At 69.1% G+C, this 16,427-nt stretch carries 15 protein-coding genes; 8 read left to right on the plus strand and 7 right to left on the minus strand.

Annotated elements, in window-relative coordinates; all coding sequences use genetic code 11:
• Positions 1–41 precede the first annotated feature (41 nt).
• Both ACQRWP_RS13455 and ACQRWP_RS13460 read left to right on the plus strand, forming a co-directional pair.
• Positions 42–725 carry a response regulator transcription factor gene (locus ACQRWP_RS13455; RefSeq protein WP_430502559.1) on the plus strand — a complete coding sequence of 228 codons (684 nt, stop codon included), beginning with the start codon at positions 42–44 and terminating at the stop codon, positions 723–725.
• 6 nt (positions 726–731) lie between these two features.
• Positions 732–2,168: an ATP-binding protein gene (locus ACQRWP_RS13460; protein WP_430502560.1), complete on the plus strand. Its 1,437-nt coding sequence runs from the start codon at positions 732–734 to the stop codon at positions 2,166–2,168.
• Positions 2,169–2,206: 38 nt separating this feature from the next.
• On the opposite strand, the gene ACQRWP_RS13465 is transcribed toward ACQRWP_RS13460, so the two are convergent.
• A complete protein-coding gene (locus ACQRWP_RS13465) occupies positions 2,207–3,151 on the minus strand; it encodes a TAXI family TRAP transporter solute-binding subunit (RefSeq protein WP_430502561.1) in 945 nt (314 codons plus the stop codon).
• Between the two features lie 306 nt (positions 3,152–3,457).
• Between ACQRWP_RS13465 and ACQRWP_RS13470 the strand changes: the two genes are divergently transcribed.
• From ACQRWP_RS13470 to ACQRWP_RS13485, 4 genes are read left to right on the plus strand one after another with little or no spacing between them, the layout of a single operon-like run.
• Positions 3,458–3,856, plus strand: a complete 399-nt coding sequence (locus ACQRWP_RS13470) for a YbaB/EbfC family DNA-binding protein (RefSeq protein ID WP_430502562.1) — start codon at positions 3,458–3,460, stop codon at positions 3,854–3,856.
• On the plus strand, positions 3,843–4,163 hold the full coding sequence (locus tag ACQRWP_RS13475; protein ID WP_430502563.1) for a type VII secretion target: 321 nt from the start codon (positions 3,843–3,845) through the stop codon (positions 4,161–4,163). The genes ACQRWP_RS13470 and ACQRWP_RS13475 overlap by 14 nt, the downstream gene beginning before the upstream one ends.
• A 56-nt stretch (positions 4,164–4,219) precedes the next feature.
• A complete protein-coding gene (locus ACQRWP_RS13480) occupies positions 4,220–5,455 on the plus strand; it encodes a WXG100 family type VII secretion target (protein ID WP_430502564.1) in 1,236 nt (411 codons plus the stop codon).
• On the plus strand, positions 5,452–5,676 hold the full coding sequence (locus ACQRWP_RS13485) for a hypothetical protein (protein ID WP_357566941.1): 225 nt from the start codon (positions 5,452–5,454) through the stop codon (positions 5,674–5,676). The genes ACQRWP_RS13480 and ACQRWP_RS13485 overlap by 4 nt, the downstream gene beginning before the upstream one ends.
• Before the next feature lie 118 nt (positions 5,677–5,794).
• On the opposite strand, the gene ACQRWP_RS13490 is transcribed toward ACQRWP_RS13485, so the two are convergent.
• The 6 genes from ACQRWP_RS13490 to ACQRWP_RS13515 all read right to left on the minus strand — a co-directional run bounded on the left by ACQRWP_RS13490 (position 5,795) and on the right by ACQRWP_RS13515 (position 14,961).
• A complete protein-coding gene (locus tag ACQRWP_RS13490) occupies positions 5,795–6,478 on the minus strand; it encodes a hypothetical protein (protein WP_430502565.1) in 684 nt (227 codons plus the stop codon).
• 29 nt (positions 6,479–6,507) lie between these two features.
• Positions 6,508–8,994: a hypothetical protein gene (locus tag ACQRWP_RS13495; RefSeq protein ID WP_430502566.1), complete on the minus strand. Its 2,487-nt coding sequence runs from the start codon at positions 8,992–8,994 to the stop codon at positions 6,508–6,510.
• Complete coding sequence (locus ACQRWP_RS13500; protein WP_430502567.1) at positions 8,991–10,499, minus strand: hypothetical protein; 1,509 nt, start codon at positions 10,497–10,499, stop codon at positions 8,991–8,993. Before ACQRWP_RS13500 ends, ACQRWP_RS13495 begins: the two co-directional genes overlap by 4 nt.
• A gap of 386 nt (positions 10,500–10,885) precedes the next feature.
• On the minus strand, positions 10,886–14,173 hold the full coding sequence (locus tag ACQRWP_RS13505) for a type ISP restriction/modification enzyme (RefSeq protein WP_430502568.1): 3,288 nt from the start codon (positions 14,171–14,173) through the stop codon (positions 10,886–10,888).
• Positions 14,174–14,410: 237 nt separating this feature from the next.
• Positions 14,411–14,662 carry a hypothetical protein gene (locus ACQRWP_RS13510; RefSeq protein WP_430502569.1) on the minus strand — a complete coding sequence of 84 codons (252 nt, stop codon included), beginning with the start codon at positions 14,660–14,662 and terminating at the stop codon, positions 14,411–14,413.
• Complete coding sequence (locus ACQRWP_RS13515; RefSeq protein ID WP_430502570.1) at positions 14,659–14,961, minus strand: DivIVA domain-containing protein; 303 nt, start codon at positions 14,959–14,961, stop codon at positions 14,659–14,661. The genes ACQRWP_RS13510 and ACQRWP_RS13515 overlap by 4 nt, the downstream gene beginning before the upstream one ends.
• Positions 14,962–15,193: 232 nt before the next feature.
• Here ACQRWP_RS13515 and ACQRWP_RS13520 point away from each other — a divergent pair, with 232 nt between their 5' ends.
• Entirely contained in the window at positions 15,194–16,081 is an 888-nt protein-coding gene (locus tag ACQRWP_RS13520; protein ID WP_430502571.1) for a helix-turn-helix domain-containing protein, read from the plus strand.
• Positions 16,074–16,265, plus strand: a complete 192-nt coding sequence (locus ACQRWP_RS13525; protein ID WP_430502572.1) for a DUF397 domain-containing protein — start codon at positions 16,074–16,076, stop codon at positions 16,263–16,265. The genes ACQRWP_RS13520 and ACQRWP_RS13525 overlap by 8 nt, the downstream gene beginning before the upstream one ends.
• The last annotated feature ends 162 nt before the right edge of the window (positions 16,266–16,427 follow it).

Raw genomic sequence — 16,427 nt, forward strand, 5'->3', positions numbered from 1 at the left:
GGCCGGCACGAGCACCGATCCGGCCCGTACAATTCGCCGGTATGCGGATAACCGTCATCGAGGATGACGACCGCGTGGCGCGGGGTCTGGTGACCGTCCTGACCCAGGCGGGCTTCGAGGTTCACCGCGTCGCCACCGCCGCGGAGGCCGAGCGCGCCGCCCCGTCCGACGTGGTCCTCGTCGACCTGGGTCTCCCCGACGGCGACGGGCTCGACGTGATCCGCAAGCTGCGCGACCACCCGCAGACCGCCGTGATCGCGGTGACCGCGCGATCCGAGGAGCACGAACGCGTCCGTGGCCTGCGCGCCGGCGCCGACGACTACATCGTCAAACCGTTCGGCGTCCCCGAGTTGCTCGCCCGGATCGACGCCGTCCTGCGGCGCACCCGAGCCGCTCGTGCCCTCGGCCAGACCGACGAGCCGCTCGTCCTCGGCCCGATGCGGATCGGCGTCGGCACCCGCGAGGTCACCGTCGACGGCGCACTCGTGCCGTTGACCCGCAAGGAGTTCGAACTGCTCCTGCTCCTGGCCCGGCGGGCGCCCAACGTGGTCAGCCGCGACGTCATCCTCGACCAGATCTGGGGCGCGTCCTGGGAATCGTCGAGCCGCACCCTGGACACCCACATCGCGGCGCTGCGGCACAAGCTGGGGCCGGACGTGGTCATCCGGACCGTCCACGGCGTCGGCTATCGGCTGCTGGCCGACCAGCCGGAGCTGATCGGCTGACCCGCCGTGCACCGCCGGCTACTCGTCGTCCTGGTCCCCCTCGCCGTGCTGCTCGTCGCGGCGCTCGGGGTGCCGCTCAGCATCACAGTTGCCGAACGGGAGATGCAGGAGACGTACGTCAACCGGCTCAACGACGTCGGCCGGTTCGCCTCGCTGGCCGAGACCGCACTGTCGACCGGCCGCACCGAGGCGTTACAGCAGGAGCTGACGCGGTACCACGAGCTCTACGGCATCCCGGTCGCGCTGATCGACACGTCGGGCGCGGTGCTGCTCGGACCCGCCGACGCGTACCGGAAGGCGGCGCGCGCCGAGGCGGCGTTGCCCCGGATCGTCACCGCCGCGCTTGCCGGTGCCCGTTCCGAACCGTCCTGGGAGTGGGCGCCGTGGGACGACTCCGCACTCGTCGTGGCGGAGCCGGTCGGCCGGGACAGTGAGGTCGTCGGCGCCGTCGTGACGATCTCTGACCTGTCCCGGACGCGCGAGCTCATCCTCGTACGCTGGGCCCGGCTGGCCGGCCTCGGGCTGCTGCCGTTGCTCGCGCTGACGGCCGTCGCCTGGCCGGTGTCGGCGTGGGTGCTACGGCCGGTACGCAAACTCGACGCGGCGACCTCACGGATCTCCGAGGGCGACCTCACCATCCGCGCCGACGACGAGGCCGGCCCGATCGAGCTGCGGCGGCTGGCACGGTCGTTCAACACCATGATGGACGCCGTCGAGAACGCCGCGCAGCGACAGCGCGCCTTCGTCTCCGACGCGTCACACCAGTTACGCAACCCGTTGACCAGCCTGAGGCTCGCGGTCGAGAGCCTCGCACCACACCTGCGGCCCGAGGGCGACGGGCAGCAGGTGTACGACGTCGCCGTCGACGAGCTGAAGGCGATGCAGCGGATGCTGAACTCGCTCCAGGCCAGCGCACGGATGGAGAGCATGCGAACTGCGTCGCCGGTGGCCCTCGACGAGGTGCTGGCGACCCGGGTGGACCGGTGGCGGGCCCTGACTGCCAATGCCGGGCAGACACTGGCGGTCGACGTACCGCCGGGGTTGCGGTTGCTGGAGCCACCGGGCGGCCTGGGCAGCATCCTCGACGAGCTGATCAGCAACGCGTTACGGCTGTCCGACGCGCAGGCCGTGGAGGTGACTGCTGGTGCGGGCGATGGAGCCGTTGTGACGGTTGCTGTCCGCGACGACGGCCAGGGCATCGACGTGCCCGAGCGGGCCCAGGCGTTGCAACGGTTCTGGCGGTCACCTCGGCACCAGAACGTGTCCGGGACCGGCCTGGGCCTGGCGATCTGCGCCGACCTCATCGGGGCGGCCGGCGGTGAGCTACGGCTGGAGGAGGGCCTGCCGCGTCCGGACGGCTCCGGGCACGGGCTCGCCGCGGTGGTGGTGTTGCCGGTCGCTCCCCGGGTGGCGTCACCGGCCGACACTTCGGCGCCGGTCTGACGACTCCGGTCCCGGGGTCAGCGTTTGCGGTCGCGGCCTCAGCGTTTGCGGTCGCGGAACCAGGCCGCCGCACCCGGGTGGAGCGGGACCGACGCGGTGGAGATTCCGGTACGCACGTTGATCTGCCACGCCTCCGGAAGGGCCTCGGCATCGTCGCGGCCAGCGGAGGTGATCGCCCCGGTGTGCCGGAAGACCGTGTCGGTGATGGCGTAGACCAGATCGTCAGGCAGGTCGTCGCGCGCCAGCAGCACATTCGGCACGGCCACGGTGCGGGTGGCCGGGACGCCGGCATAGGCAGCCGCGTGGATCATCGCCGGGGCGTACGGACCCGGGTACGTCGTGAAGAGCCCATCGGCCTGCGCGTCCAACGGAATCAGCCGGATCGGGTGCCGCTGCGCCAACTCGGTGATGGCGGGCGTGGGGACGCCGGTGAGGGAGAACATCGCGTCGATAGTGCCGTCCCGCAGCGCCGCCGCCGACCCGGCCTGGCTGAGGTTCCAACCGTCGGCTTTGAGCGGGCCGAGCTTCAGGACCCGCCGCGACGTGAACTCGGTGCCCGAGTCGTGCGCACCGAGAGAAACCCGCTTGCCCTCAAGATCCCGAAACTCGTCGATCGCCGAACCGGCCATGACCACGAGATGCAGATGACTGTCGTAGAGCCGGCAGATCGCCGACAGTCCCCCGGGCGCGCTGCCGTCGCTGGTGATCAGCGCATCCAGGCTGGTCAGCCCCAGGTGCACCTCCCCGGCCCGCAGCATCCGGATGTTGTCGGTGGACGCGCCGCTCGGCACGGTGGTCACCGTGACACCCGGCACCTGCTCCGAGATGTGCTCGGCCAACGCACCGCCGATCCGCCGGTAGACCGCCCCCGCCGGCCCGGTCGCCAGTCGCAGGTGGACTGGGTCCGCCTCCGGCTGCCGTGAACAGCCGACGAGCAGCCCGCTGCCAGCCAGCAACACCGCGCGCCGACTGAACCGCGTCATGCCGAGATGATACGGACGGCTACTCGCGGCGCGCTGCGCCGATCTTGCAGTTTCGGTCGTCGAGATGCGGGACTCTGCGTCATTTGTCGCGACGGTAAGTGCAAGGTCACGGCCCGACTCGGTCGATCATGGAGCTGTGGTGCCCGGTTTAGCAGCGCAACGGGCGCTTTGTTGCCCACCACAACTCCATGATCGGCGGGGCGGCGCGGGCGTTCACCCCGTGGGCATGCACGCAGCGCCACTGGTTGGTAGCGTGCCGGTGATGTCGGCGGTTGCCGCCGGCAGTGTCCCCTGGGGAGGGTCGGCATGTGGGCGGACGACGCTGCGCTCGACGCAGCGGAGCGCCGACTCGACGACTGGGAAACGTCGCTCGCCGAGCGGGCGAAACGAGCCAAGACTCTGTCGGCGACGATGCGGGATCTGACCGGCACCGCCCACAACGCCGATCAGACTGTCGACGTCACCGTCGACTCGGCCGGCCTGCTGATCGACCTACGGCTCGACGAACGCATCCGGCAACAACCCGCGGCGCACACCGCTCGGCAGATCCTGGAGACCACCACTGCCGCGCGCGCCGACCTGCTCCGACAGGTCAGCGACGCAGTCACGGAGTCATTGGGCGACGACGCGAGCGCCCAGGCCATCATCGACTCGTACCGCACGCGAGTGCTCCGCGACCAGGGACCAGATGATGCCCGCCGGTGACGGCATCCAGGTCGACCCGGACGACCTGACCGCCCACGCCGCGCGCCTCGATCGCTGTGCTGGCAGCCTCGACACCGCCCAGCAGGCCGGCCAGCACGTCCGATTGGGCACCGACGCCTACGGGCAATTCTGCGCGATGATGCCGGTGCTGCTCGACGGCCTGCAGCGAACCCTGGTCGACGGCATCGGCGCCGCCGCCGCATCGGTACGGGACACCACCGGCAAGCTGCGGGTCGGAGCCGACCGCTATCGGAGCTCCGACGCCCACGCCAAGCAGCTGCTCGACGGGGTGCGGCGGCACAGGTGACGTCCAACCCGCTCGTCGCCGCCGCTGCGGACACCCCGCCCAGCGCCTGGGCGGGGGTGTGGATCTGCGAGGACATCGAACTCATCGCGCAGGGCGTCCGCACCGGCAGTTGGATCGACGGCAGCCTCGGCGTCGTGAGCGCGAGCCTGGACGCCCTCGCCCTCGTCTCCGACCCGGTCGGCGCCCTGCTCCAGTACGGGATCGCCTGGCTGATCGAACACGTCAAGCCGCTCAGTGAGGCGCTGGACTGGCTCGCCGGCGACCCGACGCAGATCACCGCACACGCCCAGACCTGGCGCAACGTCGCCGGGTCGCTCCGCGACGACGCCGCCGAACTGGCTCGCGCCATCCGCGCCGACGTCGCCGGCTGGGGCGGCAGCGCCGGGCCCGCCTACCGGGCCTGGGCCAACGAACAACAACAGGCCATCAGCGGCCTCGCCCAGGGCGCCGACACCATGGCCGCGATCACCGAAGGCGCCGCCGGCCTGGTGGCCGCCGTCCGACTCCTGGTCCGCGACGCCATCGCCACCTGCGTGTCCCGCATCATCGTGTACGCGGGCGAACTCCTCATCACCGGCGGACTGGCCGCGCCGCTGGTCGTGGAGCAGGTGACGACCTTGGTGGCGTCTTGGGGGGCGCGGATCGCACGGTTGTTGCGCGGGTTGCTGGTCAGCCTGCGACGGCTGATTCCGGAGATGCGCCGGCTCGGTGAGCTCATCGAGAGGCTCAAGCAGGCGTTGGGGCGCATTCGGAACGCGCCGGATGCGGGCCCCGGCAGCGCAACTGATGGGGCACGGTGGGTCCATGGTGGCCATACCACTCGGCCTCGCAATCTGGCGGACTACGGACGACAGGATCATTGGGCGGAGGAGGCGTACGAGGCGATCCGTCAACGGGCCGATGCCGACGTCATCGCTCGCCATCTCACGGACGCCCCCCGTCTCGACGGATCCCGAGGGTTCTCGCAGGAGGAGATCGAGCAGATCCGCCGACACATCTTCTTTGACGAGCACCCGATGGATGACTACGCGGGCGGGATCAGCCATCAACGATACGATCCGAGCCCACCCATGGCTGAAGCATGGTTACGCTTGCGGCGAGGCAGCCCGTTGCCCGAGGATTACGCACTGCTGGAGCACGAATTGGCGGAACTGCGCTACTACCGGGAACACCCCCAGGCGGCATACCGGGAAGCACATCTTGCCGCCAACCAGGTGTCCGACTGGGAGACGTCCGTACCAGGGCCGACCTACGAGGACTACTCGAGCGTTGGGGCTAGAACATGGGAATGATGGTGACCGCCCGCCGCGTGGAGGCAACAGGGGGTGAGGTCCGATACGAGTTCGGGCTGGATGACAAGTTCGACCGGATCCTGACAATCGATCCACGCACCCTCGATGCCAGTGTCGAAGATGGTGATTTCAACTCGGCGGCAGGTGCGATAACGGCAAAGATCGTGAAGGCTTGGCGGTCCAGCGGCGAGTTCCCGACGAGAATGCTCTTCGCAAGCTGAACCCGGTCGGGCTGCCCAGCTCCCGTCGGTGTCCACGTCAAGCGTTGTTCAAGGAAGTGGTGGACGCGACCTATTCGGCGAAGGCTCCCCTGAGCGCGCGAAGTCCGATGCCCAGAGCTCAACGGTACTGACGCTGCTGAGCAGCGAGGATCTCCGACCTCACCTCCGTTGGCAGCTCGACCACCTCGACTTCCAGCCCGAACCCGCGTAGTGCCGCGGCAGCCCAGGAGCGCGCGGTCGTGAAATGGTGGGCGGCCTCCGGGTCGGAGAGGCAGAGCACCAGGCGCGGCGAGGTCGGTAGCGACGACGCCACGAACATCAGTCGGAACGCGTCGGCGAGCACCTTGTGCTTCTGCGCGGACTTCGGCGGCCCCTGGTGCGCCCACGCCTCGACGAGGACGGTCAGGTTCTCGTCCGCCCCGTCGACCTCGACCCCGGACCCATCCTCCAGCACGAATCGCCGAGGGCTGAGTGCGCAGCGCAACCGGACGCCGAGCAACCCGAGCATCACGCTCTCGGCGTGCCGTTGCACCGCGCTGTCGCCGGCGGCCGGTGCCGGCCGGGTCTCCTGCCGCACGATCGGGGCCGCCGTACCGCCCTCCCTCGGGAGTTCGTTCACAATCTTGCCGGTGGGCCCGACGTATCTGCATATCCGACGGCTCTGCTCCAACCGGCGGCACACCTGGTTGATGGTCTGCCGCGGTTGCACGTCGAGCCGTCGGGCGAGTTCGTCGTCGTCGAGCGGCGTCCTGGTACGCAGCAACTCCTGCATGACCCGCTCCGCGATCGTGAGGCCCCTCATCGAAGTCTGGTTCCCTTCGTCCGGCTCGCTCATGGGCTGGTCGTCTGACTTCCGAAGGCGTCGTCCGGCCCGGACGCCGTCGAGCGCCGGTCAGACGGGCGCAACGGCGCGCCGCGCGAGTAGGCGGCGATACCGGTCATCAGGTTCGACCAGGTCTCGGCCCGCCACGTGGCACCCGTCCGGCTGACCAGCAGCAGACGTCGCCCGTTCCACCAGCCGTGCACCGCCGGCTCACCCTCCGACGCCACCTGCACGTCGGGGAAGTCGCGCAGGGCGTCGAGGGCGGAGAGGACGGCTTGACGGGTGGTCCGGCCGCCGGTGACGCGGACGACGGAACCACTGTCGAGCCAGGCACCGTTGAGCCGGTCCACCGCGTCGTGTAACGCCGAGCGTCCCAGGATCCAGCCGAGCTCGGCCACGAAGTCGGTCTGCCCGAACAGCAGGCCGAAGGTGTGTCCGCCCAGGCCAGCCGCGTACCGGCGGACCGTCTCCACCGGCACCGCCGCGAGCCATTCGGTCCACTCCACATACGCCTTCCGTAGCTCCTCGAACTGCTCGACGAGTTCGCTGTCCGACTCAATCCGGCGGTGAAGCCCGCTATGCAGTGCCACGAGCCCGATGGTGGCGAGGGCCGCGTGCTCGTCGTCCAGGCACTCCTCCTGGTCGGTCATCCACAGTTGCAGCACGACCCAGTAGAGAGGGTCGGACCAGTCGCTCGGATCCAGCCAGAGCCCGCCGGCGACCAAGGTCAGCACCAGTCGGCTGACGGCCAGCTTCGCCGGTAGCGACCATCCCTCCGACGCGTCGACCAGTCCTTCGATCTCACGTCGTAGTCGGGTGCGCTGGCCCGGCGTGAGCGCGTCCAGCACCGTCGCGACAGTCTCCGCCCGGGCCGGCGGCCTCTCCGCCGTCGTTCTCAGCTCCTCCTGCCCGACCCGGGGCGAAGCGCCGTTGTCCTCGTCCGCGTCGTCGAAGATCTCTTCGTCGGCTGGCGTCGACCGGCTCCGGCCGTCCACGCCGAGGGTAAAACGCAGCAGCGCCGGCCCGACGGCCGCGGTGATGCGACCTTCCACCTGGCGCCGCCGGTTGATGCCGGGCGGGGTGGCGATGCCGTCCGGGCGGACCGAGGCCAGATAGGCGAGCGCCTCGACGAGCGCGGCCAGGTGCGCCTGGTCGGCGATGACGAGCGGCAGCGACGTGTGTTCCAGCGGGGACGGGCGGTCGATGCGCGACAGCGCGGCAGTCACGTCGGTCACCACCACGTCGCGGACTTCGACGCCCATGTCCGTCTCTACGTTCACGGTCGCTCGCCCACCGGATACGAGGGACCAGTCGGCAGCCGGGACACCGACGTAGCGGTGGAGTTTGCCGTCGCTGTGGTGGTGGTCGAGCCGCAGCCCGTCGACCATGAGCCATGCCGGGCCCAGCTCCGCGTCGGCGAGAACGGTGGCCTCCACCCACTCGGCGTCGACCCGGACCCCGAGCACGCGCAGGGGCGCCTCCGACGGGACGCGTTCGCCGGGTTCCCGTACGTGCAGAATCGCCGGCTGCGCCAGGTCTACCTCGTGGGCGGCTCCGGTGTCGATCAACGGGGCCGTCTCGGTGAGCAGGCCGAGCTCGCAGTTGCCACCCGTGGCCATGGTCCTGACCAGGGCGGCCATGCTGCAGTTTGCGCTGCCGGTCAGCGCCCACGACTGGTCGGCCGTTCTCCACTCCACGATCTTCGCGTGGTGGTAGCGGTTGCCCTTCGGGGTGGCGACCACGCCCGACGGCGCGCGTTTGACCACTTGGGCGAGGGCGTCTGGGTCGCACTGGACGTCCCGGGTGAGCAGGAGGTGCAGTTCGTCGGGTCCGAAGCGGTCGAGCAGCCGGCGTATTGCCTCCGCCCGCGGGTCGAAGAACGGGGCGGCGACCGCGAGCGACGTGACGTGCGTCTTCGGCACCGGAAGCTGCTCGATGATCGGCCGTACCGCCGTCGTCACCAGCACCGGCTGGCCGGGCGCCTGCCCCGCTGGACGGGCGGTGAGCAGCGCCGCGACCCGGTCGAGGCGTTCCCGACCGAGGTTCTCCACCCAGACCGCGGTGGGCAGTCGACGCAGCCAGGCAGCGAGGTCATGGAACAGCTGCGGCACCGTCTGGCCTGCGCCGCGCAGCAGCGTCCAGACCTCGGCGTTGTGGTGCCAGCCAGACGGAGTGGCATTGCCGGACCCGATCGCAACCACGGCGTCCGTCTCGGAGGCGATCACGACGAGCTTAGGGTGGAAGGCCCCGCCTCCCTTGCAGACGACCGGCAGGGCCAGGTAATCGGCCCGGCGGGGCCCCTGGGTGAGCTGTTCGGCGTCGTACAGGATGGTGGTGCGGGCGCGGACGGCCTGCGCCTCCCGCAGGCAGACGTCCTCGAAGAAGGACAGGTCACAGGTGTACGTGAGGACGAGAACCTCTTCGGCGTCGGCGAGCGGCCGGCCGCGCAGCAGCGCCGGCGGGGCGGCTCCCCGCAGGTCCTCCCACGGCGTCACGACGTCACCTCCGTGGCGTGCCGGCCGGGACGCCAGGTGCCGCCGTCGTGCGCGACCACACCCAGTTGCTGCATGACGTTGGTGAAGGTCGGCAGCCGGAGGGAGACCGCCCCCCGGCCTTCCCGGCCTTCCAGGCGCCACCGGTCGCCGGCGCGGCGCAGGCGGGTGGGCAGGCGCAGGCCGTACCGGGTCCACTGCATCTTCTGCCGGCTCACCGATTCGGCGCGATGGAACAGCGCGGCAGCGAGGTCGGAGACGGCATCGGCCAGCGGGCGTTCGGCGTCGCGCTCGAGCCACGCGACGACGTAGCCGGGGCCCAGGTCGTCGGAAAACGTGCCGACGAAGGCGTCCCGGGTCACCGGGTCGAGATGGTCCAGCCGTCGGGCGCCGACGGCGAGCAGCCGCAGCATGCCAAGCACCGTCCAGTCGTCAGCGTCGAGCGCGTCGTCGTACAAGTCGTGCTCGACCGGCAGCGGGGTGCCGGCGTGGTCGATCACTGGAGGGAGGCCGTCGACGAGCGCCTCGCGGACGGTTGCGTCCGGAAGAGCGCGGACGAACTCGGCGATCGCCTGCTCAAGGGTGCCGGTGCTGGACAACGGCGACACCAACCGCGCCCAGATCAGCCGCCACGCCCAGACCGACCAGTTGCGCAGCAGCGCACCACGCCAAACGAGGGCATGAGGGTGCAGGTCCTCGCCCACCAACTCCAGCAGCCCCGGCCGGAAGCAGCACCACCGGTCCATGGACATGTCGATCGACTCCGCCTCGACATGCTCGCCGGTGAGCGCCCCCACCAACAGCGCGGCGCTGCGCCGATGGGTTCTGGCGTAATCGAGGTGGCCGCGGTCGACGAAGTAGGCGTTCCGCACGCACGTGCCGTCGGGGGCGTCGCCGATGGCGCACACGCACAGGTGACGCAGGGCACCGAGGTCCGCCACGGAGAGCGGCTTCTCCCGTTCTGACACGCTCAGCACCTCGTCGAGGGCAGCGAGCTGGTCGGCGTCGGCCGCCGGCCCGGGCAGGGGAATCCGTCCCCCATCGGTGAGACCGAGCACCGTCTCAATCCCGGCGTACGTCTGCAGGTAGCCGCCAGGTACTCGGCTATACGCGTCGGCCACTCGACCGACATCGACGGCACGCTGCCGGTCCAGTTCGGGCCGAATCGTGTTCACGCCGTGTGACCCGAAGGATCCCGCCCGTAGGTGGTGGTCGTCGCCGCTCTCGCCGTGCGTAACGGACACCGCGCCCAGCACGACCTCAGCGCGGCGAACCAGCGCGCGGAACTGTCCCAGGTCCGCCTTGTCGGTCCAGCCCCGCCGCCGCGCCTCGATCGCGAGACGGGCGTGCAGGGCTAGGTAACGGGCGTGGGGGGTGGTGGTGATGACGCCGGGAATCAGCCCTGCGGCGTGCGTGCCGATCACAGTCTCGACGGCGAGCGGCTGGCGGCCGGTGTCCTCCGGAGTGTCGGGTTTGAGCGTCCACGCCGGACCCTGCATCGCGGTCACCAGCGCTTCCCCAGGTTCTTCGGCTGGTCGACAAGGTCCATCGCGCTACGGAAGCAGACTGACACGACGCGGCCAGCGAAGTGACGGATAGCCGACATGCTTGTGTTGTCAGCGGCGCAGGCGGCGGTTGCTGGGGCCCTGGTGATCAGCGCCGAGCAGGCAGCGAATCACCAAGGCGCGCTGCGGCGACATCCTCGATTCCGATGGGTCGGCACAGGCGGGCGCGCTGTTGGCGAAGCTGCGCCAGAGCGGCTACGACGTCACCCACGACGAGGGGCTGGATCGGTGAAAGTCCCGATTCGGAGAGGGCCCGGCGGCTGCTTCGCCAGCACCGCTACGCCTGTTGACGTGTCCCAAGCGGTCGACGGCGCATCGACGGGAAGCCGTCAGAACAACCTCGGGATACGCCCTTCGTCAACCGTGGTGAGCTTGGCGGCTCCCTGTACCGGCAGGACGCCGCCGGCCGCCAGGTCTGCCACAGAGATCAGCCGACCGGCGCAGATGCGATCCAGTAGGTCCAGCTGCCGCGGTTCGGCAGCCACGCAACCCCCGAGCACCGCGAGGATCTCCAGCAGCTCGTCGGTGAGGTCGCTACTCCATTGGTTCAGCTCCTCGTCATCCAGCGAAGAGGAGCGACGTCGGTGGCGTTGGTGTGCGCAGCGATAGTTGAACCAGTGCCGCAGAACTCTCATCCCACCGACGTCGTACTCCCAGACTCGACGGTGTACGGGAGCGATGCGCCCGTGGCCCACCAGCAGCGTCTCGCTGTCCGCCTCCCAGGAGATGCTGTCGGGGAGGGCTCCCGGCTCGTCCGGTATCGCTGCCCGTACCTTTGGCGCCGCCTCATCGACGAAGTCGCGGAACGACATCGGGTGCTCTGCCAGGCTGATCTGCCCGAAGGTGTGCAGCCACAACACCTCACGACCGATCGACACCGCTGCGACCCAGAGTTCGGCATCCGCGGTCAGCGGCACCCGAACGCCGGGATGCTGCAGTTCCTCCCGAAACCGCTCGGTGTAGCCGGGGTGGGCGGTGACTGCGGCGACGTAGGCCATCACATCGGCGGCCGCCACCTCGGTACCGAGCGTCTCGGCCAGCATTCCGCATAGCCCTGGTGCGATGTTGGGCCGCTCTGTCGAGGTGTCGCAGTAGAGCGGGAAGACCCGCCCGCTGCGTCCGTTGTAGTGGTGCAGGTCGGGTATCAGCTGGGTGAAGGTCACGCCCGGACCGCTGTCGATCGGCTGGCTGTTCTGCTCGGTCAGGTAGATCTGGTGCGGTGACCGGACTGCCCACAGCGGTGGTCGTGGCATCACCATGAGCCGGCTGTCCGGCAGCACCCACTGTCGGTCAAAGGAGCGGTAGGCGACCCTTACCGCCGTCGGCGCCGGGCCCGTCTCCGCAGCGAGCGGCCCGGCCGGTCCCGGCATCCCGGGCAGCGGACGGACGACGGTGTCGAGCTTGCGGTCCCGGGACTCGGGCAGCATCCGTCGGCGCAGGCCCTCCCCAGCTTGGATAAATCTGCGCCAGCGACGGCGCAGGGTGTCGGCGTCCGGGGAGTAGATCCAGGTCCGTCCTGCCGTCACACCGCGGGACGACTCCGGAAAGAGCTGCTTCAGTCCCGGGTAGCGCTGCCAGTCGGTGTCGGAATCCGGCAGGAACGGTGCCCGCCAGTCCGCGCGGCACCGCTGCCACCCCGGATCGGCGAGGCGCAGCTCCTGCAACCGCAGGAGCTTGTCTTCCCTCGCGCCGTTCAGTGACACGGTCCTAACCGTCGCCGGCGTGGTCCGGTCGCCTGGGCCGTAGCGAGCGAAGATAGCAACGCAGAGCTGCCGCCCGACGTCGGGCCCGAAAAGGCGGGTGTGCTGCTGCGGTCGATTCCCCTCAGGGGACAGCTCGATGATCCATCCCTCGTCGCAGGTTCGTCGAAGGTACTCGCGCATGCCCTCGAAGGACTTGCCCTTGACGAAGCTCGACGGCGTCACGAAGGCCACGATCCCCTGCGGTTCCCCGGGGTGAGCCTCGAACGCCTTCCACAGCGCCCAGCGCCAAAAGCACCACGGCAGCCCGTAGAGGTCCGACTCGTAGCGGCCTCCGCCGGGCACCCGGAACTCGTCAAGCGAGGGCCGATCGGGACAGGTGCCCGGAAGAAGGGGCGTCTTCCGCCGCTCCTCGATCCACGGTGCCCGCCCCCGCGTGTTGTCCACGTGCGGGGGATTGCCCACCACAACCATGACCGGAACCTCACGCTTGATCCGGTTTGCCTCCAGGCGAGAGCGTTCGATGACCCGGTACGCCGCCCGCAGCCGACCCTGCTGAGTATCGGGATCCTCCAGCGCGTCGGTGAGGAACCGGTACTCGGACGGGGGAAGTTCGGTACGAAACTGCGCCTTCATCGCCTGGTGCAGCCGAAGTTCGGTGACGGCGTAGGGCGCGGCCTGGATCTCGAAGCCAACGAGACGCTGTTGGAAGAACTGCCGCAATTGTGGTCCTCGCGCGCCCGCACCCTGCTTGGCGTCGATCGTCGCCGAGACCGCTCGTAACACCTCGACGAGGAAGGTTCCGGTACCCATGGCGGGATCCACGACAGTGACATCATGGGCGGCGAACCCCCACGAACGATCGAACCGGTCACGCAGAATCTCGTCCACAAAGTCGACGACCGCACCCGCCACGGGCTGTGGAGTGTAGAAGGATCCGCTGCGCCGCCGCAGCGTGGGGTCGTAGATGGACAAGAAGCGCTCGTACAAGTCGGCATGGATATCGCCCCGCCCGTTGTCGATGGTGCTCCAGTCCACACAACCGATGACCCGCAACAAGGTATCGATCATCCGAAGCTCGTAGGCGGCGTCGTTGTCGGTCAGCACCGCCAAAGCCCGGCCCATGAGGGAGTGCTTCTTGCCGAGCAGACGGGCGATCTCGTGCATCGGGGTCTCGTCGAAGACGATTCCATCGATGCGGGCAAGGAGCAGTGCGAAGGTGACGGTCTGGGCGTAGGCGTCCGCGAAACCGGCGTCATCCAGATCGGGAAACAGCAGGTCACGCCAGTCATCAGCGAGCAGCGACAGCTCCTCGTGGGCCAGATCACGGGTGGGGTCCGCGAGGATCGCACCAACTTCGTCGCGCAGCAGCCGACAGAGCCCGGCGACGATCCGGATGAGCTGGGCCAGGGTTCGCGGCTGTTCGGGTTGCCACAGCAGGAACTCCTGGATGAGGGCTTCGAACTCGGGCCCATTCGCCCGCAGCGGGCGCCGACTAACCGAGAGGTCGCCCTCCAGGTGAACAACGGAGCCAGCCAGTTCTCCGTAGGTGTATCTCGCCCAGGCAGTGCCGTCGGAGTAGAGGACGTTCGGCAGGGCCTTGAGCTTCTCCCACTGCAGGCGCTCACGTTTCGTGGGGCGATGCCAGGTCGAGGGGATCCCGCGCCCATCGGCTTTCAGCTCGACGTACCCGACGCGGACTCCCCCGACGTCCACGGCGAAGTCGGGGCGCGCACGCACCACGTCGAGCCGGACCTCTCCGTAGGGAACGGCGTCGACTCCCAGGTGCCGGCCCATGCGACGAAGCAACTCTTCCAGAGGACTGCGCAACTGATCCTCGGGATCACCGCCCCGACCGGTCTTCTCCGCGACTCGGGCACCGAAGGCAGCCACTGCCTGGGCGGTGGGATCTGGCACCAGGCGTAGCTGACGCTCACTGGAAGGCGTATGACGGCGACGTGCGGGACTACCCATGAATCCCCCTGCTGCCGTGGGCTGGCCCCTCAGGATTACCGGCGCTTCACGCCGAGCACATCCTGCAATCGATCGATAGCCATGCGTGACTACGGCTCGTAGGATCGGTACCGCCTATGCCCTGACCAGTAGTAAAAGCACGCGCACCCGCGCCGCAGGTATCTCGGGTTGGACCGGCTGTCAACGGCGCAGGCGGCGGGAGCAGGCGCCGTCGTGGCCGTCGCGGAGCAGGCAGCGCCGGCCGCCTGCCATCCGCAGGTCGCAGAAGACCCGGTGCCGGACGAGCTGATGGTCCTCTTCGGAGACAGTGGTCTCCCCAGGGTCCGTCATCGGCAGCACCAGCATCCAGCGGCCGATAACCCGGGCCAGGCGTTGCGCGGCGGGCAGGTCGGTGGCGACGACGGGTAGGTGGATGACGTACCGCTCGTTCATCGGGCCTGGTCCCGCTCGTTGCGGGCGCCGGCCTGATCGGTCTGCCAGCGACGTAACGCGGCCTTGATCCGGGCCGTCTCGCGGCGGCTCTCGGCGAGAGCGGCGTAGACGGCGGCCATGTCGACGGCGACCCGGTCGAGGAAGGCGTACACGTCGTCGGGGTTCAAACCGCGACGTCCGAAACCGGCTGGCGCGAATCGGCGCTCAGGCACCTGCCACGGCAGCAGACTTGTGTACGCGCTGGAGCGGTAGGTCGCGCCACCACTCGGCGGCTCTGGTCGCTGGTTTTTGGCGTTCATGTCTGCCTGCCTTCCTGATGCGGAGGGGCGAGGGGTGTTCGGGGAAACACGGCGGCCGTTCGGGGGGACCGGCCGGCCGCCGTGCTGTGACCAGCCTGCGACAGTCCGCAGCGGAAACGCAACGTTCTAAACCGCAATTTCGCTGTTGTGCATTGACTTTCTTTGCTGCGACCCGTAGGAGTTGCAGGAGCAGGTCACGCAGTGTTGCGTGCTGGAACCAGGGAGTGTGCGGATGCCCGAAGACATCGGATCGACCGTGCCGCGACGGCAACTCGGCCGGCTGCTGCGGCAGTTCCGCAACGAGGCCGGCGTGACGCTCGACGCCGCAGCCGAAGCCCTCGAATACAGCCGGCAGAAGATCTGGCGTCTCGAATGCGGCCAGGGCTCTGTCCGGGTGCTCGACGTCAAGGCGATGTGCGAGCTGTACGGGGTGTCGCCCGAGATGACCGAGGCGATGCGCGGGCTGGCCGTGGAGACGAAGTCGAAGGGCTGGTGGCACGCGTACGGCGATGCGGTGCCGAGTTGGTTCGAGCTGTACGTGGGCCTGGAATCCGCCGCCTCCCGCCTCCGTCGTTACGACGAGTCACTCATCCCGGGGATTCTTCAGACCAAGGAGTACGCCCACGCGCTCTACCGCCTTGGGGGGATCCTGAGCGGGGAAGATCGCGAGCGGGCGGTTGAGGTCCGACTTCAACGGCAGGCGTTGCTCTTTCGGCGCTTGCCGGCTGCTCCCAGGCTTGAGTCCGTGCTGTCTGAGACGGTTCTCCGCCGTGGCGTCGGCGGGCCGGTGGTCATGACAGCACAGCTCGATCACCTAACCAAGCTGTCCGAGCTGCCGAACGTCAACGTTAGGGTGTTGCCACTGGCGGCCGGACCGCAGCCCGGCGCAGTTGCGGGGTCGTTTGTGATCCTCGACTTTCCGCCGACCAAGGGCGGTCGCGCCGCGCCGGAACCGTCGGTGGTCTACAGCGAGTCGCTGACCGGGGCGCTCTACCTCGACAAGCCCGACGAGTTGGCAGCCTACGAGCGGGTCTGGAGAGGGCTGGATGGGCTGGCCCTAGGCGAGGCAGAATCGAAGGACATGATCAAGCGAATCGCTGGGGAGAAGCGGCATGACTGACCTGAGCGGCGCCGTCTGGCGCAAGAGCACCCGCAGCGGCGACAACGGCGGCGACTGCGTGGAGGTCGCCACCAACCTCCCCGGCATCGTCTCCGTCCGCGACTCCAAAGACCACACTGGGCATGTCCTCACCTTCGGCTCGGACAGCTGGTCCGCCTTCCTCACTGCGACCAAGGGGAGTTAACTCGGCATGCTGATCAGGACCTACAGCAGGTCGGCGCAGTCCCCTCTCGTCCCGCACGAGGTCGCCGTAGCGCGTTGTGTGATGCATTCACACGTGTGCGCGACATGACGTGGGGACGGATCGCGATGAAGGCGGATTATCGACCCTTCTGCGGCTCGGCCA

Origin of the sequence: Micromonospora trifolii (assembly GCF_050516465.1) — a bacterium.
Lineage (GTDB): Bacteria > Actinomycetota > Actinomycetes > Mycobacteriales > Micromonosporaceae > Micromonospora > Micromonospora trifolii.

What these genes read in the sequence shown, in the direction of transcription:
- ACQRWP_RS13455 (WP_430502559.1), top strand. Translation starts at nt 42, where the DNA reads ATGCGGATAACCGTCATCGAGGATGACGACCGCGTGGCGCGGGGTCTG.
- ACQRWP_RS13465 (WP_430502561.1), bottom strand. Translation starts at nt 3,151, where the DNA reads ATGACGCGGTTCAGTCGGCGCGCGGTGTTGCTGGCTGGCAGCGGGCTG.
- ACQRWP_RS13470 (WP_430502562.1), top strand. Translation starts at nt 3,458, where the DNA reads ATGTGGGCGGACGACGCTGCGCTCGACGCAGCGGAGCGCCGACTCGAC.
- ACQRWP_RS13475 (WP_430502563.1), top strand. Translation starts at nt 3,843, where the DNA reads ATGCCCGCCGGTGACGGCATCCAGGTCGACCCGGACGACCTGACCGCC.
- ACQRWP_RS13485 (WP_357566941.1), top strand. Translation starts at nt 5,452, where the DNA reads ATGATGGTGACCGCCCGCCGCGTGGAGGCAACAGGGGGTGAGGTCCGA.
- ACQRWP_RS13490 (WP_430502565.1), bottom strand. Translation starts at nt 6,478, where the DNA reads ATGAGGGGCCTCACGATCGCGGAGCGGGTCATGCAGGAGTTGCTGCGT.
- ACQRWP_RS13510 (WP_430502569.1), bottom strand. Translation starts at nt 14,662, where the DNA reads ATGAACGAGCGGTACGTCATCCACCTACCCGTCGTCGCCACCGACCTG.
- ACQRWP_RS13515 (WP_430502570.1), bottom strand. Translation starts at nt 14,961, where the DNA reads ATGAACGCCAAAAACCAGCGACCAGAGCCGCCGAGTGGTGGCGCGACC.
- ACQRWP_RS13520 (WP_430502571.1), top strand. Translation starts at nt 15,194, where the DNA reads ATGCCCGAAGACATCGGATCGACCGTGCCGCGACGGCAACTCGGCCGG.
- ACQRWP_RS13525 (WP_430502572.1), top strand. Translation starts at nt 16,074, where the DNA reads ATGACTGACCTGAGCGGCGCCGTCTGGCGCAAGAGCACCCGCAGCGGC.